The sequence below is a fragment of the Halomicrobium sp. HArcht1-1 genome (assembly GCF_058933285.1).
In genome coordinates this window covers 781,629-802,092 of the sequence record NZ_JBZYDL010000001.1, presented here as the reverse complement: position 1 = coordinate 802,092, position 20,464 = coordinate 781,629, and the positions used below count along the sequence as shown (strand labels likewise).

The following is a 20,464-nucleotide window of genomic DNA, read 5'->3' as shown; positions in this document are numbered from 1 at the left end:
AGCGTGCGAAAGCCACTTGACTCGGTCCCCGCGTTGGGGTGAGGTATGGACGAGCGCAGACGGCGGTTCCTCGCAGGCGTGGGAACGACCGCGGCGATCGGGACGGCCGGCTGTCTCGGTCGCTTGCGGACGCTCGGAGGCGGCCCGGAGAGGCCGCCAGCCGAGACGGCCGACACGCAATTCCGTGGCGAAACCACCAGACGGGGTGTGTTCCCCGAACAGACGATTCCCTCGTCGGTGACCGTCGACTGGCGACTCGACGGCCTCAACACGGGCGGACACACCGCGGCGAAGGGCAGTCCCGTGCTGGCACCGAACGGCGATATCGTCGTCACCGGCGACACCGGCGAGGTGTGGGCGGTCCGGCCCGACGGGAGGCGGCGGTGGCGGGCCGACGCCACGGACACGTCGCGGGGGTTCCACGGCACGCCAGCGATCGCGAACGGGACTGTCTACGTCGGCGCGTACGACGGGGCGCTGTACGCGTTCGATCTGGAGACCGGCGAGCAGTACTGGCGCACGCAGCTGGGCGACGCCATCGGCTCCAGTCCCGGCTACCACGACGGACGACTCTACATCGCCGTCGAGTACTACGAACCGAGCGGTGCCATCTTCGCGCTCGACGCCGTCACGGGCGAGGTCCGCTGGGAGGATCGCCGGATCACGGACCACCCACACTCGACGTGTGCGATCGACCGGGCGGCCGGTCGGCTGGTCGTGGGCTCCAACGACGGCTCGCTCTACTGCTGGTCGTACCCCGACCACGAGTTCCTGTGGACCCACGACACCGGCGAGGAGATCAAGGGGCCGATCGCGACCTGGGACGGGAGCGCGTTCTTCGGCTCGTGGAGCGACAGCGTCTATCGCGTCGCGCTGTCGGACGGCACAGAGGAGTGGGCGACCGATCTGGGCGCGTCGGTGATGGCCGGCCCCGCCGTCGAGGGAGCGACGGGCACCGTCTACGTCGGCGACCAGCACGAGTCGCTGTACGCTCTCGACGCCGACAGCGGCGACGAGCAGTGGGAGACAGACGTGGGTGGCCCCGTCATCGGCTGTCCGACCGTGACCAGCGAGCACGTCCTCGTGGGGTCCTACGAGCCGACGCTGTCCGCGCTGGCGAAGTCGACCGGGGAGGAGGTCTGGACCGTCCCGGCCGAGGGCGAGGTCACCAGCACCCCGCTGGTCACCGACAGCGCGATCTACGTCGCCGAGCGGACCTCCGAGGCGTCGCTGGAGGGCGAGGGCCCCACCGGCGGGCTGTACCGCATCGTCGCCGACGAGTGACCGGCGGTGACGGCTGGGGCGGTCCCGAAAGTGCCAGAAGACCTTTTGACGTGCCCGGCGAGGGACACACGTGAGTGATACTACCGACTGTAAATCTGTGAACGATTTCGCCACCCCAGGGTGGCGAAGATCTTCACGAAGTGACAGCCGGCAGTATGAGTACGCCTCCGATCCCCTCGACCGGCGTGCCTTCCTCGCCGCCACCGCCGTCGTCGGGACGGGCGCAGTGGCCGGCTGTAGCGCGCTGGAATCCGGCGAGGACGCGACGACGACGCCGGTCGACGAGGGCCGCGCTCGCGAGTTGGCCGAGCGTTTCGCACCGACGCTGTACTTCGACAGCGCCGAGCAGTGGTACCCGACCGACCCACGCCCCTACGAGAGCGAGCGCGAGGGCGAAACTGTCGTCGAGGGATTCGACGCACTCGACGGCTACACCGAACGGTTTCGAGCCGCCGAGACGCCGCCGGACCCGACCGTCTTCCACAACGTCGTCACCTACGACGACTCTCCGCTGGCGGTCGTCCAGTACTGGGCCTACAGCGCCTTCGACCAGTTCACGACGAACTTCCACTGGCACGACTGGGAGGTGCTCCACGTCTTCGTCGACACCGACAGCGACGAGCCCGCGCTGTTCGTCGCCAGTTCCCACTCCCGGAAAGTGCCCAACAACGAGTTTCTCGATCCCGAGCGGACCGTGCCGCGGATCCTCCAGGAACTGGGCTCTCATTCGAGCGCGCTGTCGGTCAACGAGGAACGCGACCGCTTCCAGCGACTGCCGACGGGCGGCGACATCGCGGACATCACCAACCGCGTCGTCGACGACGTCGAGTCTCTCGCCTCGATCCCCGTCGCCTACGGGCTGCCCCGCGACGAGGGGAGTCGGCTCCCCTACGTCGTCCCGGAACTCGACGGCGTACCCGTCTACGAGCACGATCGGCTGCCGTCGGTCGAACCCGAAGATCTCGTTCCCGCGGCGCTCACGATCCGGTCGTTCGACGCGCTCACCGCGCCGCCGACCGACCTCCCCGAGCGCGAGACCGGCCTCGTCTTCGAGTTCGAAGGCCGCGACGACCCCGAGACCGACGCCGACGTGGCCTACGAACTGCGCCCGACGAGCGAGATCGAGCACATCACCGGCTTCACCGGCCCGCAACTGAGCTTCGAGTTCTCGATCCCCGAGGCTGTCGAGGACGCGGTCTCGGGCCACATCACCACCACTGGCGAGCCCTGGACCCAGCCTCGCTACGAGAACCCCGCGGCGGACATCTCGGACCCGAACCACCGCCGGGAACTCGCGGACCGTTACGCGGCGATCGGCGAGCCGGCACCGATCAACGCCGTCGTCACTGCCGTCTCTTCGCTCGTCGAAGACAGCGAGGCTCCGGACGGGGAAGGCGTGACCACCGAGGACAGCGCGGTCGAGTCCGTCGCGCTGCTGGAGAGCGAGCCGAGTGCCGTCCCGACGTTCCGGGGAGTCGCGGTGGCACAGGGCGTCGACTCCGGCCAGCACCGCCTCACCGTCAACGGAGCGGGTGTCGAACCGCACAGCGAGTCGATCACGGTCGAAGACGAGGACGTGACGGCGGCCGGCGTCGACGGCGAGATCCCGCTCGTGGCTCGCGAGGACGCGACGAAGGTGACCGTCGATCCGACCGAGAGCGAGGCCGACGTGACCGACTTCGCGCTCGAAGACGACTTCGGCGGGCGGCTCTACGACGCGCCGGTCGAGGGACCAGACGCGGTCTACGTCCACCGCGGCGGTGCCTACACGGGCGAGATCCGGGACAGCGACGACGAACTCGGGGCCGTCCGCGTGAATCCGACCGACGAGGACCGCATCGCGATCGAGCGGCCGACCACCGGGAAAGAATCGCTGGCGAGCTTTCTGGCGACGATCACCGAGGAGACGCGCGCCGAGATCGAGGGACTGGACCTCGACGGGAGGGCAAACGCCGTCCGGGGACTCGTCAGAGCGCTGGAAGCGACCGGCAGCGCCGCACAGCGAGCGGCCCAGCGGGCCGCAGACGGCGACCGAGAGGGAGCGGACCGCCGGCTCGTCGCCGTCCAGAGCGGATTCGACCGGGTCGCAGACAACCTCGAACGGGCCGCAGACGGTCTCCCCGATCCTATCGAGCGAGCGGTCGACAGACGGCTGTCACAGGCCCGCAAACGCGTCCAGCAGGCCCTCGACGCGGAGAAGCTGTAGCGCGGGCGGCAGTTCCGGGCTCCTTTTGACCGTCGTCCACACACGCTGTGACATGACCGACGAACTCGCCTGGGAGACTCTGGAGCGCAGCGTCGCCTACAGCTGTGCGGGGTTCGACGTACGCAACGAGCGCGTTCGCTTCCCGGACGGTACCGACGCCGAATTCGACTACCTCGCGGAGGGTGAGAGCGTCGTCGTCCTCCCGCTGACGCCCGACGGCGACGTGGTCGTCATCGAGGAGTGGCGACAGGCGGTCGGCCGCGTGAACCGCGGCCTCCCGGCCGGCTCGATGGAGTCCGACGACGCCGAGCCCGCGGACGCCGCCCGTCGCGAACTCGCCGAGGAGACCGGCTACGAGGCCGGGTCGCTCGAACACCTGACGACGGTCGAGCCGGCCAACGGCTTCGCGGACGCCGTCTTCCACTACTTCGTCGCCCGCGACTGCGAGCAGACGGTCCAGCAGGACCTCGACGACAACGAGTCGATCCGCGTCACGACGACGACGCTCGACGACCTCCTCGATGCGGCCCGGGAGGACGAACTGCGCGACGGGCGCACCGTGACGGGCGTGCTCTACTACGCGCTGTTCGAGCGGTAGCGGCGTCTCCCGGCCGTCCGTCTGTGCCCCACGCGCCACCCGGAAACGACGGTTGCAGAGAGAACAGAGGGGTCAAAGAGATTCTGGAAGAACATTCTTCAGTGAAATTACTTCCGAAGTGATATATGTGCGTGGGACTAGTTAACAGTGTGTCCACAGAAGAACTGACAGTCGAGACGGGCGGTAGCGCCGAACGGACGCTCGGCCCGGCGTTGCTTGCCTCGATCGCCTCCGTCGCGCTAGCACTGTACTACTACTACGTTCGGGGAGACAAACAGCGCGGGCAGTTCGTTGGCCTGTGGCCCGCGACGATTCTCGGGCTCGCCATCTACAACAGGCTGGGCGAGATCGAAACGGAGCTCGAACGGCACCGAGAGTGAAACGCTGGGCGGCCACGCTGTGACGGTCTTCACCACCTCGGGGTGGCGAACTCGCTCACAGATGGGCCGCCGAGAGTACGAGACGAAGTACGGAACGACCAGACACTGCGGCCGCGACGAGACAGACACAATGCGTTCGACAATCACCAGACCACTCACACGGATCGACACCGAGACGCGCATCCAGTACGGATTGATGCTCCTGTTTGGCACGCTCTGCCTGCTGGCAGCAGTCGCCCCACTGGAGCTGATGACGAAAGTCGTCGTCGTCTCCGTGCTGTTCGGCTTCACTGGCGGGCTCTGGGTCTCCCATCTCGTTCAGATCGTCCAGCGAGCCGCACCCGAGGCCGAGACATGAGCAACGACCTCGCAGACGAACAGCCCGACCGTTCGCTCTCCGGGATCGAGTTCCTGACCGGCGAGGACCCGAGCGCGGGGTCGTTTCTCCTCGTGGTCGGGATCGTCACGTGCGTGTTCATCGCAGCGTTCCAGTTTACGCTCCCGGAACCCATCTCGACGGTGTTGACCAGCCTCGTCGTCGTGCTCGCCGTGATCAGCTTCCTGCTGGGCGCGATTCTGGACGCACTGGGCTACTTCGACGTGCCGGACAGCTAAGAGCCCCAGCCACACGATCTGATCGGCCCTCGGGACGCCCGAGCGGCCTCATTCGAGCTGGTGGTAGTCCAGTTCGTGCCCTTCGTCGAGAGCCGCCTGGACGGCGTCGCTCGGCGTGCCGACCGGACGCGTCTCGGTCCGCATGCCACCGACATCGGAGCGTTCGAAGTAGATGTTGCGCTGCCAGTCCGGGTCCGTCTCCGTCTCGTCGGTCCGGTAGTGTGCGCCCCGAGACTCGGTCCGTTCGAGTGCGCCACGCAGGACCGCCTCTGCGGCGGTCAGCATGAACCCGATGTCGATCGCGAACTCGAACGACGAACTCGTCGTCGGCCCCACGTCCATGTCGGCGGCCTTCCGGCGGACCTCGTCGAGTGCGTCGAGGCCTGCCCGCAACGACGCGTCGGTCCGCAGGATGCCGGCGTGTTCCCACAGCAGGTCCTGCAGTTCGGTGAACACGTCCATCACGTCGTGAGAGCCGTCCCGACCGGCCAGTGTCGCCAGATCACGGAACTGCGGCTCGGCGATATCGGAGACGACCGCTTCGGGCAGGTCCCCCGCTCCGTCGACGCGCTCGGCGATCCGTTCGCCCGCAACGACGCCGAAGGCGACGGTCTCTGCCAGCGAGTTGCCACCGAGCCGGTTGGCACCGTGGACGCCGGCCATCGTCTCACCGATCGCGAACAGTCCGTCGACGGTCGTCTCCCCGTGTTCGTCGACGGCGACCCCGCCCATGCCGTAGTGGGCCGTCGGCGCGACTTCGACGGGCTCGGTGGCCATGTCGACGCCCAGTTCCTGGAACCGCTCGTACATCCGGGGGAGACGCTCTCGAATGAACGCACGGTCTCTGTGAGAGAGATCGAGATAGACGCCGCCGTTGTCGGTGCCACGTCCCTCCGCGATCTCCCGTGCGATCGCTCGGGCGACGACGTCGCGGGCGTCTAGCTCCATCTGGTCGGGGGAGTACCGCTCCATGAACCGCTCGCCGTCGGTGTTGTAGAGGTGTCCTCCCTCGCCGCGAACCGCCTCGGTGACGAGTCGCCCACTCCAGGGCTCCCACTCGGGATCGTCTTCGTCGACCGCCATCCCCGTCGGGTGGAACTGGACGAACGCCATGTCCATGAGTTCGGCACCCGCGTCGTAGGCCAGTGCCGGGCCGTCGCCGTTGTTCTCGTCGTCGCGGGACGTGTGGCGGTTGTAGGCCGCGGCGTAGCCACCGGCCGCGAGGACGACGGTCCCCGCGTTGACGAGCACGAACTCGCCGGAGTCCATGTCGAACCCGACCGCACCGTAACACTCGTCACCGTCCGACAGCAGCTTGGTGATCAGCACGTTCTCGCGGTACGGCACCGACAGCTCCCGTGCCCGGTCGACGAGCGCCTTCAGCATCGACTCGCCGGTGTGATCGCCCGCGAACGCCGTCCGGCGGAACGACTGGGCACCGAAGAATCGCTGGTCGATCTCGCCGTCGTCCGTTCGGGAGAAGTCCATCCCCCAGTCGTCGAGTTCCCGGAGGCGATCTGGCATCTGTCTGGTCACCGTCTCGACCTTCTGTGGGTCGTTGACGAAGTGGCCCTCGTTGAGGGTGTCGGCGGCGTGGATCGCCCACGAGTCGTCCGGATCGTGGGTCCCGAGTGCGCCGTTGATGCCACCGCGAGCCCACGTCGTGTGGGCGTCGCCGTGATTCCGTTTGCCCAGCACCAGTACGTCGTCGACGCCGCGCTCGGCGAGTTCGATCGCCGTCCGAGCGCCGGCAGCGCCCGCTCCGACGACGAGTACCGAGACGTCGACTCGTTCGTATTCGGGCACAGACGTTCCGTCGCTGTCGGCAGTGTCTGGGTTGCTCACATCAAGATAGAGGGGCGCTGGACCCTTACGGCTTTCGCGCGCGTGCGCGTGCTCGCACGCGAAGCCGCGAAACACGTATCGGTCGAGAGGCGCTACGGCCGGTGTGACCGAGCCAGAACACGCCGACGGCCTCGACGCGCGGCTCCGAGAGCGGTTCGGCGACCGCGAGGGCGTGTCGCTGACCGTCTCGGACGACGGCCACTGTCGCCTCGCCTTTCCCGACCGGACGCTCGTCGTCGAACGGCGTCAGGGGCCGGCAGGGACCTCAGCATGGACGGTCGTCGTGCGAGCCGGCGGGGAGACGGTGAGCAAGTTCGGCCCGCTGGAAACGACGACGGCCGTCCTCGAACGGATCGTCGCCCTGGTCGACGCGGACGTTCGCTACACCGTCTGCTGTGACGGGAGCCCGTCGTGAACCACGATCGCATCCACGCCAGAGAACCCGACCACCACGTCGACCGGTGGGAGCGTGGGCATATCGAGGCACTCGAAGAACGCGACGGCCACTGCGTCGTCACGGTCCGCGCCGACGACGGGGAGTGCGTCGAACTGACCGTCACCTTCGCCGTCCGGGACCTGTTCGTGGGACGGCTCGACCTCGACGGCGGATCGCCGGTCGGTGAAACGGTCTGGTACCGCGTCCGGGGCGGGTGAACGACAGACGTTTCGGACCGAAACCGCAAGCGAGGACTACGAGATGGGACGTAGGGACGCCCTCGCCGGTTGTCTCGTCGCCGAACGCGAACACCTGGAAGCGAGTGGCGACGCGGCCGTGGGTGAGTAACGTTTATTCGGTTGAAATTGCTACTCAGTTGTATGGCGACGGCCGTGAAGATGGACGAGGCGGTCAAGGAGAAGATAGAGGAGATCCAGGCCGAGATCAGACTCGAAACGGGTCGGAAGGTGACCCAACAGGAGATCCTCGAACGGATGGTCGAGAACGTCGATCGGTCCCGGACGGAGTTCGTCGATTCGTTCCGTGACTCGACGGTCCCGCTGAGTGACGAGCAAAAAGAGAAACTACGCGAGAGTCAGTTCGACTCGGGCGTCGAGACCGACGAGGACGACATCGACGACATCCTCTACGGATGACCGTCTTCGTCGATACTGGCGTCGTCTACGCGGAGCAGGATCACTCGGCATCTCGCCACGATGTCGCCGCCGCAGCGCTCGAAGCAGTGCAAGACGGGGCCTTCGGACAGCCGTACGTCAGCGACTACGTCTACGACGAGGCAGTGACGTTGACGCTACAGCGAAGCGGCGATCACGAGCGAGCAGTCCACGTCGGGAAGCGGATTCGAGGCGACGGCTACCCGAGCGAGTTCTCGATGCTCGATGTCGAATCACCGCAGTTCGACGAGGCCGTGGAGATCTTCGAACGGTACGACGACCAGCGCCTCAGTTTCACGGACGCGACGACGGTCGCGCTGGTCCGGTCTCACGACATCGACCACGTCCTCGCGTTCGACGACGATTTCGACGGTCTCGTCGATCGCCTCGCTCCGGCCACCGTCGCGGAACGCAACCCTTAGGCACGCGCTCGCCCCACTGGGGGTAATGCGAGACCACTTCGAAGTCGGCCGGTACGACGCGGCCGGCCGCCTGGGCGAGCTGACGGTGCCCCGGGCCGGCGTCACCGTCGAGACGCCCGCACTCCTGCCCGTCGTCAACCCCCACGTCCAGACGATCGAGCCGTCCACGCTGGCGTCGGAGTTCGGCGCGGAGATCCTCATCACGAACAGCTACATCCTCCACCAGAGCGACGACCTCCGCGAGCCCGCCGAGGAGCAGGGCCTCCACGAACTGCTCGACTTCCCGGGGGCGATCATGACCGACTCCGGCTCCTTCCAGCTGGCCGAGTACGGCGAGATCGACGTGACGACGGAGGAGATCCTGGCCTTCCAGCAGGAGATCGGGAGCGACATCGGGACGCCCGTCGACATCCCGACGCCGCCGGACGTGGCGCGCGAGCGAGCCGAATCGGAGCTGGCGACGACCCAGGAGCGCCTGGAGATCGCCGACGGCGTCGACACCGGCGAGATGCTCACGACCGCGCCGATCCAGGGCTCGACCTATCCCGACCTGCGCGAGCGAGCGGCCGAGCACGCACACGGGACCGACCTCGACGTGTTCCCGGTCGGCGCGGTCGTCCCGCTGATGAACGAGTACCGCTACGACGACCTCGCGGACGTGGTCGCGGCCTGCAAGCGCGGGCTCGGCGAGGACGCGCCGGTCCACCTGTTCGGGGCCGGCCATCCCATGATGTTCGCGATGGCCGTCGCGCTCGGCTGTGACCTGTTCGACTCGGCGGCGTACGCGCTGTACGCTCGTGACGGCCGGTACCTCACCGTCCGCGGCACCGAGCACCTCGATGACATGGAGTACTTCCCCTGCTCGTGTCCCGTCTGCGTCGAGTACGAGCCCGCCGACCTCCGGGCGATGGACGACCAGCGCGGCGAGGACCTGCTGGCCCGCCACAACCTCCACGTCACTTACGGCGAGATCCGGACGATCAAGCAGGCGATCAGAGACGGCGACCTCATGGAACTGGTCGACTCGCGGGCTCGTGCCCACCCGACGATGCTGGACGGCTACCGGACGCTGCTGGACCACAGCGAGCAACTGGAAGAGACCGACCGCATCGCCAAGGACACCGTCTTCCACACGTCGACGGAGAGCGCGCGCCGCCCCGAGGTCGTCCGGCACCACCAGCGACTCGACCGCTTCGACCTCTCGGGCGAGGTCCTGCTCACGGAAGGCGAGCGGGACGAGGCCTACGGCGAGTGCTGGCAGGTGACGCCCCCCTTCGGCCCCTATCCCAGAGAGATGAGCGACGCCTATCCCTTCACCGCGGAGGTCCCCGAGCGGCTGGCACCGCAGGCCTACGAGGCCGCCGCCGACGGCGTCGCGCGCCTCGCCGAGGCCAACCCCGAGGTCGACCTCACCCTCGCCCACTTCGAGTGGCCCGAGAGCGCCCTGGTGCGGGTTCCCGACTCGGTGACGATCAGGCAGCTGGGGGAGGACTGACCGGGCTGCCGTGTCGGCCGTCCGGTCGTGTGGCGACTCGCCGGCCGGGGTGACTCGCAAGATAGTTGGGTCCCCGTAGCCGATACAGGGCCATGACCGAGTACTTCGAGGTTCACGAGCGCGACGGCGCGGCGCGGCTGGCCGAGTTGCGGCTGGCCGATCCGGTCACGACGCCCGCGGTCGTGGACGACTACCTCGCGGACGCCGGGAGCCTCTGGCCGACGGAGCGAGACGTGCCGGAGGGCGACGAGAGCGTCCTCACCGTCCTCCCGCACCGCGGCCTCCCCGGTGGCACGCCCGAGGAGGTCGCCGAGGCGTTCGCCGTCGACTACCCCGACGTGGACTATCCGAGCGCCGCCGTCGTCTCGACGGAGACGGCCGACGACGACAGCGCCGACGCGTACGTCCTCTCGGAGGCCGCCGGGGTCGTCGGCCACGCCGAAGCGTTCGTCGAGGCCGTTATCGAGACGCGCGAAGCGATACCGGACGACACCGCCCTGATGCTGTCCGGCGTCGCGACGCCGCGCAACGTCGCCACGCTGGTCTACGCTGGCGTCGACCTCGTCGACCGGGACCGGGCCGTCGTCCGGGGGACACAGGGCCGATACCTGACGACCGACGACGCCTACTTCCTGGAAGACCTCGACGAGCTGCCCTGCTCGTGTCCGGCCTGCCGGCAGCCCCGCGAGGAGTTCGACCGACAGGACTGTGTCGACCACAACGTCAACGCACTGGAAGCGGAGCTGGCTCGGGTCCGTCGCCGGATACGAGACGGCCGGCTGCGTGACTACGTCGAGGGCCAGGCCCGCCAGGACCAGTGGCTGACGGCGACGATGCGCCGGCTCGACCAGCAGTACGCCTACCTCGAACGCCACACCCCGATCTACCGACGCGAGGAGCTCACCGCCGCGACCGAAGACACCATGCGCCGGGTCGAGATCCAGCGGTTCGCACAGCGGGTCACCGAACGGTACCGGCCCCGCTTCGACGAGCAGCCCCTCGTCATCGTCCCCTGCTCGGCGCGCAAGCCCTACAGCGACTCACAGAGCCACGAGCAGTACCACCGGGCGGTCCAGTTCCGGGGCCACATGGCGTCGATGACCTCGCCGATCGGCGTCGTCCCACAGGAGCTGGAACTCACCTATCCGGCCCAGCACTACGACTCCGTCGTCACCGGGCAGTGGAGCGCCAACGAGATCGAATTCGTGGCCGACGTGCTCGAACGCTATCTCGACGGCACCGACTACCCCGAAGTGATCGTCCACGTCCCCGGCGAGGGGTACCGCGAGATCTGCGAGCGCGTCGAGGAGCGTCTCGACCAGTCCTTTACCTACACCGTCGAAGACCACCCGACGACGGCAGACTCGCTGGCGAACCTCGCCGGGGCGCTGGAGGGGTACCCGAAGTACCGCAAGCGCGAGCGCCAGCACAACACGCTCCGGGCAGTGGCAGACTACCAGTTCGGGGCCGGTGCGGGCGACGAGATCTTCGGCGACACGCTGACCGCGGAAGGGACGTACCCCCAGCTACGGGCCCACGGCGAGCGGACCGACGGCGGCCAGGGCGAACAGCTGGCGGCGCTGACCCAGCAGTACGGCGTCCTCGGACTCACGATCGCGGGAGCCCGACGGTGGGTCGACTCGGACGTGTCGGTAAAGCGCGTCGCGATCGACGACTTCGTGCCACACGGCTCCGTGCTCGCGCCGGGCGTCGTAGAGGCCGACGACGAGATCCGCGTCGGCGACGAGGTCGTGATCGAAGGCCCGTCGGCCTTCGGCGTCGGCCGCGCGACGATGCCCGGTCCGGCGATGGACGAAGCCACTCGCGGGATCGCCTGTCAGGTGCGCCACGTCGAAGAACAGTAGCGTGCGGTGACCGTCAGGAGTTGCGGACCAGCGGCTCGTACCACTCGCGGTTCTCGCGGTACCAGTCGATGAACGCCGAGACGCCCTCACGGATCGTGTACTCCGGCTCGTAGCCCAGCAGCTCCGCGGCTTGCTCGGTGCTGGCGTGGGTGTGTTCGGCGTCGGCGTCGTGGCGCTCCTCGTAGACCAGATCGAGCTCCGGGGCGAGCTGGTCGCGGATCTCCTGGGCCAGCGTCTCGATCTCGATGTTGTCCGTCGAGCCGACGTTGATCGCCTCGCCGTCGGCCGCGTCGGTGTCGAGCAGTGCGACGTTCGCCTCGACCACGTCCTCGATGAAGGTGAAGTCTCTCGTCTGGCTCCCGTCGCCGTAGACGATGGGAGAGCGGCCGTCGAGACAGCGAGAGACGAAGTTCGAGATCGCCATGTTCGGGCGCATCCGCGGCCCGTAGACGGTGAAATAGCGCAGCGCGACCGCGGACAGATCGTACACCTCGCTGTATGCACAGACGTACCGTTCGGCCGCGAGCTTGGACGCCCCGTAGGGACTGACCGGCGTCGTCGGGTGCTCCTCGTCGTAGGGCAGGTACCGCGGCTTGCCGTACACCGACGACGAGGACGCCATCACGAACCGCTCGAGACCGGTCTCGCGGGCGGCGTCCAGTAAGTTCAGCGTTCCGTCGACGTTGACCTCGTCGTACTTGCGCGGGTTCTCGACGCTCTGACGGACGCCAGCCTGTGCGGCCTGGTGGTAGACGTAGTCGGCGTCGGCGACCAGCTCGGCGACGAGGTCGGCGTCGCGCACGTCGCCCTCGACCAGTTCGTAGCTACCGTCGCCCGACGCCGCCTGCTCGCGACACTGCTCGATCGTGTGCTGTTTGATGTCCACGTCGTAGAACGGATCGAGGTTGTCCAGCGCGACCACGTCGTGGCCGTCGACGACGAACCGCTCGGCGATGTGACCGCCGATGAACCCCGCACCGCCGGTGACGAGAATCCTCATTGTCGGAAAGGCCACGGGCTGTCAGTAAAAACCCGTCGGGACTACTCCGCGCCGTCGACCGCCTGCACGGCGTCACCGTCGTCGGCTTCGTCACCGTCGGTGAGTCGTTCCTCCGCGGCGTCTCTGTCCTCGGGATAGCCGATGTCGGTGCGCCAGCCGTCCATCCGGATGGCGTCGATGGTCCGCCCCGAGTGCAACAGGAGGTCGATCGCGTCGCTGATCTCGTACTCGTCGCGGTTGGAGGGCTGGACGAGGTGACACGCGTGGAAGATCGCCGGTGTGAACGTGTAGAACCCGGTCATCACGAGGTTCGACGGCGGGTCCGCTGGCTTCTCGACGACTTCCTCGATCTCGCCGTACTTGTTGGTGTCACAGACTCCGTAGCGAGAGGCCTCGTCCCACGGCACTTCCTCGACGAGGAAGGCGGCGTCGGCCCGCTCTTCGCGCTGGCGATTGATCACGTCCTGGAGGTTCGCCTGGAAGATGTTGTCGCCGAGCATCAGCATGAAGTCGTCGTCGATGTGCTCCTCGACGGTCAGCAGGGCGTGGGCCAGCCCCTTCTGGTCGCGCTGGTGGGCGTACGTGATCGGGACGCCCTCGAACTCGTCCTCGAAGTGGTTGATGATGACCTGTTTCTTGTAGCCGACGACGACGAGCAGTTCGTCGGCACCGAGCTCGATCAGTTGCTCGAAGCAGTGAGTGAGAATCGGCTTGCCGGCGACTTCGACCATTCCTTTGGGCTTGTCTTCGGTCAGCGGGCGGAGCCGGGTGCCTTCCCCGGCGGCGAGGACGACAGCTTTCATACGTTCCCTTTCACCAGTCAGTCAGCTAAAGGCTATCGGTCGAACAGAATCCTCAAGGCCAGTCCCGGCCAACTGGCGGCCAATGAAGGTAAGCATCGTCGGCAGCGGGTACGTCGGGACGACGCTCGCGGCCTGTCTGGCCGACCTCGGACACGACGTGGTCAACGTCGACATCGACGAGTCGGTCGTCGCCGCGATCAACGACGGCGACGCGCCGATCCACGAGCCCGGTCTGGCAGAGCGCATCGAGCGCCACGCGGGCGACCGTCTGCGGGCGACGACCGACTACGCGGCCGTCCGCGAGACCGACGCGACGTTCCTCGCGCTGCCGACACCCGCAAACGACGACGGGAGCAACGACCTCTCGATCATGGAAGCGGGCGCGCGCTCGCTGGGCGAGGTGCTCCCGGCGGGCGGCGACCACCTCGTGATCGTCAAGAGCACGGTGATCCCGGGCAGCACCGAAGCGGTCGTCACACCGGCAATCGAGCAGGCCGGCGACCTCGCGGTCGGCGAGGACTTCCGGATCGCGATGAACCCCGAGTTCCTCCGGATGGGGACCGCCGTCGCGGACTTCACGGACCCGGACAAGATCGTCTTCGGCGCGACCGACGAGCGGGCCTACGAGACGCTCGATCGGATCTACGAGCCACTGGTCGAGGAGACCGGGGCCCCGGTCGTCCGCACCGGCCTCCGTGAGGCCGAGATGATCAAGTACGCCAACAACTCCTTCCTCGCGACGAAGGTGAGCCTCATCAACGAACTCGGGAACATCTGCAAGGAGTACGGCGTCGACGCCTACGAGGTCGCGGACGCGATCGGGCTCGACGACCGCATCGGCGAGCGGTTCCTCCGGTCGGGGCTGGGGTGGGGGGGTAGCTGCTTCCCGAAAGACGTCGACGCACTCATCGCGGCCGCGGAAGACGCCGACTACGACCCGGAACTCCTGAAGGCCGGCGTGAACGTCAACGACCGCCAGCCAGAACGGCTCCTCTCCTTGCTCGACGATCACGTCGACGTGGCGGGCAAACGGATCGCCGTGCTGGGACTGTCCTTCAAGCCCGGCACGGACGACGTGCGCGGGACGCGTGCGATCCCGGTCATCGAGGGGCTCCACGAGCGAGGAGCCGACGTGGTCGCCTACGATCCCGTCGCCGTCGAGAGCTTCCGGGAGTACGCGCCCGACGTGGCCTTTAGCGCCGCCGACGCCGCGGCGGACGCCCTGTCAGGAGCCCACGGCGCAGTCGTCGTCACCGACTGGGACGAGTTCGCGGCGCTCGACGACGAGTTCGACGAGATGGCGGACCCCGTCGTCGTCGACGGCCGCCACGTCGTCGAGCGGCGCGACGGCATCACCTACGAAGGCCTGACCTGGTGAGCACACAGCAAGACATTTTTGCGCGTCGCCGGCCAGTCGTCGCTATGTCCCGTCGGCTCCCACTCGTCTCCAGCCGGATGCGCTGGCTGGTCGTCGGCTGCGTCGCGGCCGTGATCCTGTTCGTCTCGGTGCTTCGCCCAGGCTCGGCCAGCCGGATAACGGGTCCGCTCGGCGTGTTCGGGATCGACAAGTACCTCCACGTGCTGGCGTACGGCGGCCTCGCGACGGTGCTTGCCTACGCGCTGGCGGAGCGAGAGCCACGCAGAGTGGCCGTTGCGGTGTTCGTCCTCGCGGTGGCGTTTGGCTTCGTGGTCGAACTCGTCCAGTTGCCACTGGCGTACCGGCAGTTCAGTCGTCTCGACGTGCTCGCAAACGCCGTCGGCGCGTCCGTGATCGCCGCCGGCTGGGGCGTCATCGCCACCCGACTGCGCTTCGAACCGGTCACGGACGCGACGGAGTTCCCGTCCGACGGCGAGCCGTAGCGAAGCCGCTTTACGCACAGCCCCGCTTTGCCCGACAATGAGCACGCCCACGCCCGAAGTCTACGAACAGGGGAAGGGCATGGACGCCCACAACAAGGTGATGCGCGAGGTCCGCTCGCGCAACGACGCGTCCTACGATCCCCGCGAACCGACCCGCGTCTGGCTCGACGAGGACAACACGCCCGACGGCGTCTACCAGAGCCTGACGATCATCCTCAACACCGGCGGCTGCCGGTGGGCCCGCGCCGGTGGCTGTACGATGTGTGGCTACGTCGCCGAGAGCGTCGACGGCGGCAGCGTCGCCCACGAGGACCTGATGGCCCAGATCCAGTACTGTCTCGACCACGAGGCCGAGGAGGCCGACGAGAAGGCCGGGCTGATCAAGATCTACACGTCCGGGAGCTTCCTCGACGAACGCGAGGTCGGAGCCGAGACGCGGCGCGCGATCGCTTCTGAGTTCGCCGACCGCGACCGGATCGTCGTCGAGTCCCTGCCCGACTTCGTCGACCGTGCGAAGGTCGCCGAGTTCGTCGACGCGGGACTGGAGACCGACATCGCGGTCGGCCTCGAAACGGCGACAGACCGCGTCCGCCGGGACTGCGTGAACAAGTACTTCGACTTTGCGGACTTCGAGGACGCGGCCGCACAGGCACAGGCCGCCGGTGGCGGCGTCAAGGCGTATCTCCTGATGAAACCGCCCTTCCTCACGGAGTCGGAAGCGATCGAAGACATGCAACGTTCCGTGCGCAAGTGCGCCGACGTCGAGGGGTGTCACACCGTCTCGATGAACCCCTGTAACGTCCAGCGGTACACGATGGTCGAAGAGTTGTTTCACGACCAGGGGTACCGGCCCCCGTGGCTCTGGTCGGTGTGTGAGGTGCTGGAATCGACCGCCGACGAGGACGTGATCGTCGTCTCGGACCCCGTCGGCCACGGGAGCGATCGCGGCCCACACAACTGCGGAGAGTGCGACGACCGCGCCCAGCGCGCGATCAAGGACTTCGACCTCCGCCAGGACCCCAGCGTCTTCGAGCAAGTCACCTGTGACTGTGAGGCGACCTGGGACGCCGTCGTCGAGCGCGAAGCGAGTTACTCGCTCCCCCTGGCCCGATAGCCATCCCCGATCCCGGCCAGGAACGGGGAGCGATTGCTGGCCCGCTGGTCTGTAGAGAGTGCCAGTAGGTGTCGCGTTACACCCATTTTCACTTTCACTCCGGTAACCCCGTCTTTTTATTCCTGGGTGTCCTACCGATGATTAGGGGTCAGGATCTTGTCACACGCTCCATGGCCCCTCGTTCCCTTTCATCCGTGAGCGACAGCGACGGGTAGTAGCAACAGAAGTCAACTGTGACCCGAGTCGCAACCGTTTGATCGGTGATATCGGCTGTTGCACAAGCTATTTATTTATATCTCGAAACGACCTAACCAGAATGTTAGAAGCTTCGATTCGGTATCAAACACAGGGAGAGGACTGGCTCAAGCGCGTCGGCATCGGCGGTGGGATCGTGTTCGTCGGACTGTTCCTCGGAATCTTTTTGTTCCCGCTCGTACTGCTATTGACGCTTCAGGGGTACATGCTGGAAGTGATGCGCCGAGTGCTCGCCGGTGACACCGAGAATCCGCCTGAGTGGGACGAACTCGATCTGGTCGAGGCGACGGTCGACGGTCTCAGATATCTCCTCGTCGTGCTCCCGTACACGATCGGTGCGCTGCTCGTCGCGATGATTCCCGCTGCGATCGTCGCCGTCCTCGGTGTGGCGTCTGGGAACGAGGTGCTGTTCTTCCTCGCGGTGTTGATTGGCGTGCTGTGTTACTTCCTGGGTCTGATCGCAGTCGCCGTCGCCGTGCCGGTCGCGACGGCGAACTTCGTCCGTAAGGACAGCGTCTCGGCGGCCTTCGATCTCGACGTCGTCAAAACGCTCGTCACCAATCGGACGATGCTGGTTGCCGTGTTGCTCGCGTTCGCCGTCAACATCATCGCCTCGGTCGTCGGGAGTGTCCTCGGCTTCACGATCGTTGGCTTGCTGGCGGTCCCGTGGGTACAGTTCGTCTTCCAGTCGGCGATCTTCTACGTCTGGGGCAACGGCTTCGCCGACGCGTACGAAGAGGAGTACGGCGAACCGCCCCTCACTCGCGACACCGACGTGGGTTCCGGCGACGCCAGCGCACCCGCAGAAGGGACTTTCTGATACTGCCGGCTGTAAGTCTGTGAAGAATTTCGCGACCACGGGGTCGCGAACATCTTGAAACAGTTACAGCCGGCAGTATGAGCGCGCACACTCGTTCGATAGAAACCGTTTCTACGGCGGTTCGCTGACCTACGCCTCCGCGAATCCGCGGAGGACGCCCTGGCCCTCGACGGCACCGATGTCGGGCAGCGAGACGCGCTCGGGGTGGGGCATCATGACGGCGACCGTGTCGTCCTCGCCCGTGATGCCGGCGACGTTGTGCTTCGACCCGTTCGGGTTCGCACCGTCGTGAACCGCGCCGCTCTCGTCACAGTATTTGAACAGAATCCGGTCGTCGGCTTCCAGTGCTTCGAGTCGGTCGTCGTCGATCTCGAAGCGGCCTTCGCCGTGCGCGATCGGGAACTCGACGACCTGCCCCTCGTCGTAGGCGGCCGTCCACGGCGTGTCGGCGTTCTCGACGCGGAGGTGGACGTGTTCACACTGGAAGCGTGCGCTCCGATTCGTCGTGAACGCCCCGGGCGTCAGCGCCGACTCACAGCCGATCTGCGCACCGTTGCAGACGCCCAGTACCGGGACCCCCTCGGCCGCGACCTCGCGGACCTCCTGCATGATCGGCGACCGTGCCGCCATCGCACCTGCTCGCAGGTAGTCGCCGTAGGAGAACCCGCCGGGGAGCATGACGCCCTCGACGTTCTCCGGGAGTCCGTCCTCGTGCCACACGAGTTCGGCGTCGATGCCCAGATGGGACAGCGCCTGCACGGAGTCGCGGTCGCAGTTCGAACCGCCAAAGCGGACGACGGCGACGGTCATGCGTCGGCCCGCTCGACCGCCACCTCGTAGTCGTGGATGGTCGGGTTCGCCAGCAGCCGCTCTGCCATCTCACCGGCCCGTTCGGCAGCCTCGTCTTCGCTCTCGGCAGCCAGATCGAGCTCGTAGCGGTCCGTCGATCGGAGCGCGTCGAGTTCGAACCCCAGCCGTTCGAGCGCTCGCTTGGTCGTCTCGGCTTCGGGGTCGAGCACGCCCCGCTTGAGCCTGACCGTCACGGTCGCGGTGTAGTCAGTCATTGGTGAACCGACGGTGGGGACCGGGCAAAACGCTTGTGTTCTCGCCTGTGCCGGCGCAGCCAGACTCCGACAGGACCTACAGGGTCACGTCAACCCAGCCGTCGGGCTGACCGGACAGGCCCCGAACACGAAGCTGGTGTCCGGCGTCGCCCTCGCGGAGTTCGACTGTCCCGTCGAACGCCTGCGCGACGCTCCGAATCGTCCGTTCGTCGTGTGCCGCGGGATCGACGGCACAGACACCCAGTCCGTCCGCCGCTCTGACACGCCCGGCAACGGTGTGCAAAAACCGATACACCGGCCGCACGTCGTCGGCGTACACGAGCAACGGACCCAGCGTGTACACCCCAACCCGGACTCTCTGCAGCCCGTCGTCGTACAGTTGCTCGTACAGCGCGGAGAGCGACATCCCAATCCCCGTCAGGTCGGCCGGCGTCGCGATACCGTGAACGCGGTCGCTCTCTGTCCCGTCGCTCTCGTGTGCACAGTCGACGAGGCACATCCGCCCCGGATCGGCATCGCCACCGACCGCCTCGAAGTCGGTGACGACCTCACTGGCGCTCACGTCCGCAGTCACGAGCAAGATACCCTCGTCAGCCGGCCCAAACAGGAGGCCCAGCGAAAGCTGCCGCAGGCCACCGAGCGACGGCCCCGTCACCAGTAGATTCGTCCCGGCTGGAACCGGATCCAGTGGCACTCCCTCGAACCCGTATCGCGTCTTCACCTGACTCATGTCGATCTCCAGTGACTCGCCCGTCGCTCCTGGTCCGTTCGCCGTCGGCGACTCGACTCGACTGCACCACACTCTGGGCTGTCGAGTGGCTCACACCGCACTGCTCGGTCGTTGCTGGGACCGGTTGCCGACGTGGTTCGGCCGCTCACGTACTCTTCTGGTCAGTCCTCCGTGTTAGGTTTTATCGCCGCGAATCAATTACTGATACCGAGGCGAGTCACTAGCCCGTGGTTGCGGTAGTCGTCTGGTTCGCTTCGTAATTCGGGTGTGCTGGGCCAGGTCTTGAATTTTGAAAGAACCCCATATAATATCGTTGTCCGCTGGTAACATCCTTAGTAAATCTCCAAGCAGACATATATTCTACATAGCTTTTCAGATATACTTCTCCGTTTGTTGTTAGAACAACAAAGTTCAATTTCTTTGGTATCATACTAACCGATACATTATCAGACTCACGGATTCGTTCACTGCCTCCAGCATAATTCAACATTACGGACTGAGTTTCCTGAATATATCTAGATTCATTATCCGGATTCGTTTCCCAATAGAGTGTTGCTGATTCATTCCTTGGGTCCACAGTATAGTTCTGGACATTTACACCGCTCTTGTTGGATAGCGTATTATTATATACAATCATAAATGATACATATTCAACTATCTCTCTTTTGACCTGACCGCCATATGTGGTACTACCCTCAGGAGTTTCAGTTGATACGGTTGTTTGGGATGGTTCTGGTGTTGTTGTAACTGTCCCGGCAGTTTGGGTGTTATTAATACTTTGAACCACTGTCTGCATATGGCTGCTTTCTGAAGTATTGGTATCTACAGGCCTGCGGTTCAGCTACTCCACCATACATATTAGAGGCGAATGCTAAAATGGCATACATAAATAAAGAAATGTACAGAGCCATTAATACCCCACTAATAACTCCTCCATCTTCATTGATTCCGGGTAGTAAACTGAATAGCTCTGCATATTTATCAGTATTTGTTCCAAC

The 20,464-nt window shown here is 66.0% G+C and carries 23 protein-coding genes; 16 read left to right on the top strand and 7 right to left on the bottom strand.

Annotated features, from left to right (window positions below):
• Positions 1-45 precede the first annotated feature (45 nt).
• From AC5FRZ_RS04320 to AC5FRZ_RS04295, 6 genes are all read left to right on the top strand, one after another.
• Complete coding sequence (locus AC5FRZ_RS04320) at positions 46-1,284, top strand: outer membrane protein assembly factor BamB family protein (protein WP_493563958.1); 1,239 nt, start codon at positions 46-48, stop codon at positions 1,282-1,284.
• 97 nt (positions 1,285-1,381) lie between these two features.
• Complete coding sequence (locus AC5FRZ_RS04315) at positions 1,382-3,490, top strand: hypothetical protein (RefSeq protein ID WP_493563957.1); 2,109 nt, start codon at positions 1,382-1,384, stop codon at positions 3,488-3,490.
• A gap of 52 nt (positions 3,491-3,542) precedes the next feature.
• Positions 3,543-4,088, top strand: coding sequence for an NUDIX hydrolase (locus AC5FRZ_RS04310; protein ID WP_493563956.1), 546 nt, complete (start codon positions 3,543-3,545; stop codon positions 4,086-4,088).
• 125 nt (positions 4,089-4,213) lie between these two features.
• Positions 4,214-4,468, top strand: a complete 255-nt coding sequence (locus AC5FRZ_RS04305; RefSeq protein ID WP_493563955.1) for a hypothetical protein — start codon at positions 4,214-4,216, stop codon at positions 4,466-4,468.
• Positions 4,469-4,598: 130 nt separating this feature from the next.
• Positions 4,599-4,826 (top strand): hypothetical protein, encoded by a 228-nt coding sequence (locus AC5FRZ_RS04300; RefSeq protein WP_153552834.1) that lies wholly within the window; start codon positions 4,599-4,601, stop codon positions 4,824-4,826.
• Positions 4,823-5,083: a hypothetical protein gene (locus tag AC5FRZ_RS04295; protein WP_153552835.1), complete on the top strand. Its 261-nt coding sequence runs from the start codon at positions 4,823-4,825 to the stop codon at positions 5,081-5,083. The genes AC5FRZ_RS04300 and AC5FRZ_RS04295 overlap by 4 nt, the downstream gene beginning before the upstream one ends.
• A 48-nt stretch (positions 5,084-5,131) precedes the next feature.
• On the opposite strand, the gene AC5FRZ_RS04290 is transcribed toward AC5FRZ_RS04295, so the two are convergent.
• Positions 5,132-6,928 (bottom strand): L-aspartate oxidase, encoded by a 1,797-nt coding sequence (locus AC5FRZ_RS04290; RefSeq protein ID WP_493563954.1) that lies wholly within the window; start codon positions 6,926-6,928, stop codon positions 5,132-5,134.
• A 103-nt stretch (positions 6,929-7,031) separates the two neighbouring features.
• Here AC5FRZ_RS04290 and AC5FRZ_RS04285 point away from each other — a divergent pair, with 103 nt between their 5' ends.
• The 6 genes from AC5FRZ_RS04285 (at position 7,032) to arcS (ending at position 11,820) form a co-directional block, all read left to right on the top strand.
• Positions 7,032-7,343, top strand: a complete 312-nt coding sequence (locus AC5FRZ_RS04285; RefSeq protein ID WP_493563953.1) for a hypothetical protein — start codon at positions 7,032-7,034, stop codon at positions 7,341-7,343.
• Positions 7,340-7,582: a DUF7861 family protein gene (locus AC5FRZ_RS04280; RefSeq protein ID WP_153552838.1), complete on the top strand. Its 243-nt coding sequence runs from the start codon at positions 7,340-7,342 to the stop codon at positions 7,580-7,582. Before AC5FRZ_RS04285 ends, AC5FRZ_RS04280 begins: the two co-directional genes overlap by 4 nt.
• Positions 7,583-7,744: 162 nt before the next feature.
• A complete protein-coding gene (locus tag AC5FRZ_RS04275) occupies positions 7,745-8,020 on the top strand; it encodes a hypothetical protein (protein WP_153552839.1) in 276 nt (91 codons plus the stop codon).
• A complete protein-coding gene (locus AC5FRZ_RS04270; RefSeq protein WP_170093565.1) occupies positions 8,017-8,460 on the top strand; it encodes a type II toxin-antitoxin system VapC family toxin in 444 nt (147 codons plus the stop codon). The genes AC5FRZ_RS04275 and AC5FRZ_RS04270 overlap by 4 nt, the downstream gene beginning before the upstream one ends.
• Positions 8,461-8,485: 25 nt before the next feature.
• Positions 8,486-9,955 carry a tRNA guanosine(15) transglycosylase TgtA gene (gene tgtA / locus AC5FRZ_RS04265; protein WP_493563952.1) on the top strand — a complete coding sequence of 490 codons (1,470 nt, stop codon included), beginning with the start codon at positions 8,486-8,488 and terminating at the stop codon, positions 9,953-9,955.
• Positions 9,956-10,047: 92 nt separating this feature from the next.
• The gene (gene arcS, locus AC5FRZ_RS04260; RefSeq protein ID WP_493563951.1) at positions 10,048-11,820 is read left to right on the top strand and encodes an archaeosine synthase subunit alpha; all 1,773 of its coding nucleotides are present in this window, start codon (positions 10,048-10,050) and stop codon (positions 11,818-11,820) included.
• Between the two features lie 13 nt (positions 11,821-11,833).
• On the opposite strand, the gene AC5FRZ_RS04255 is transcribed toward arcS, so the two are convergent.
• Positions 11,834-12,820, bottom strand: a complete 987-nt coding sequence (locus AC5FRZ_RS04255; protein ID WP_493563950.1) for an SDR family oxidoreductase — start codon at positions 12,818-12,820, stop codon at positions 11,834-11,836.
• A gap of 41 nt (positions 12,821-12,861) precedes the next feature.
• Entirely contained in the window at positions 12,862-13,623 is a 762-nt protein-coding gene (aglF, locus tag AC5FRZ_RS04250; RefSeq protein ID WP_493563949.1) for a UTP--glucose-1-phosphate uridylyltransferase AglF, read from the bottom strand.
• 82 nt (positions 13,624-13,705) lie between these two features.
• Between aglF and aglM the strand changes: the two genes are divergently transcribed.
• The 4 genes from aglM to AC5FRZ_RS04230 all read left to right on the top strand — a co-directional run bounded on the left by aglM (position 13,706) and on the right by AC5FRZ_RS04230 (position 17,672).
• Entirely contained in the window at positions 13,706-15,001 is a 1,296-nt protein-coding gene (gene aglM / locus AC5FRZ_RS04245; protein WP_493563948.1) for a UDP-glucose 6-dehydrogenase AglM, read from the top strand.
• A 44-nt stretch (positions 15,002-15,045) separates the two neighbouring features.
• Positions 15,046-15,483 (top strand): VanZ family protein, encoded by a 438-nt coding sequence (locus AC5FRZ_RS04240; protein WP_493563947.1) that lies wholly within the window; start codon positions 15,046-15,048, stop codon positions 15,481-15,483.
• 37 nt (positions 15,484-15,520) lie between these two features.
• Positions 15,521-16,597: an archaeosine biosynthesis radical SAM protein RaSEA gene (locus AC5FRZ_RS04235; protein ID WP_208628412.1), complete on the top strand. Its 1,077-nt coding sequence runs from the start codon at positions 15,521-15,523 to the stop codon at positions 16,595-16,597.
• Positions 16,598-16,913: 316 nt separating this feature from the next.
• A complete protein-coding gene (locus AC5FRZ_RS04230) occupies positions 16,914-17,672 on the top strand; it encodes a DUF4013 domain-containing protein (protein WP_493563946.1) in 759 nt (252 codons plus the stop codon).
• 129 nt (positions 17,673-17,801) lie between these two features.
• Here AC5FRZ_RS04230 and purQ read toward each other — a convergent pair whose 3' ends face one another.
• The 4 genes from purQ to AC5FRZ_RS04210 form a co-directional block, all read right to left on the bottom strand.
• A complete protein-coding gene (purQ, locus tag AC5FRZ_RS04225; RefSeq protein WP_493563945.1) occupies positions 17,802-18,482 on the bottom strand; it encodes a phosphoribosylformylglycinamidine synthase I in 681 nt (226 codons plus the stop codon).
• Entirely contained in the window at positions 18,479-18,736 is a 258-nt protein-coding gene (gene purS, locus AC5FRZ_RS04220; RefSeq protein ID WP_170093556.1) for a phosphoribosylformylglycinamidine synthase subunit PurS, read from the bottom strand. Before purS ends, purQ begins: the two co-directional genes overlap by 4 nt.
• Before the next feature lie 76 nt (positions 18,737-18,812).
• Positions 18,813-19,466 carry a DUF7504 family protein gene (locus AC5FRZ_RS04215; RefSeq protein ID WP_493563944.1) on the bottom strand — a complete coding sequence of 218 codons (654 nt, stop codon included), beginning with the start codon at positions 19,464-19,466 and terminating at the stop codon, positions 18,813-18,815.
• A 220-nt stretch (positions 19,467-19,686) separates the two neighbouring features.
• On the bottom strand, positions 19,687-20,253 hold the full coding sequence (locus AC5FRZ_RS04210; protein WP_493563943.1) for a hypothetical protein: 567 nt from the start codon (positions 20,251-20,253) through the stop codon (positions 19,687-19,689).
• Between the last annotated feature and the right edge of the window lie 211 nt (positions 20,254-20,464).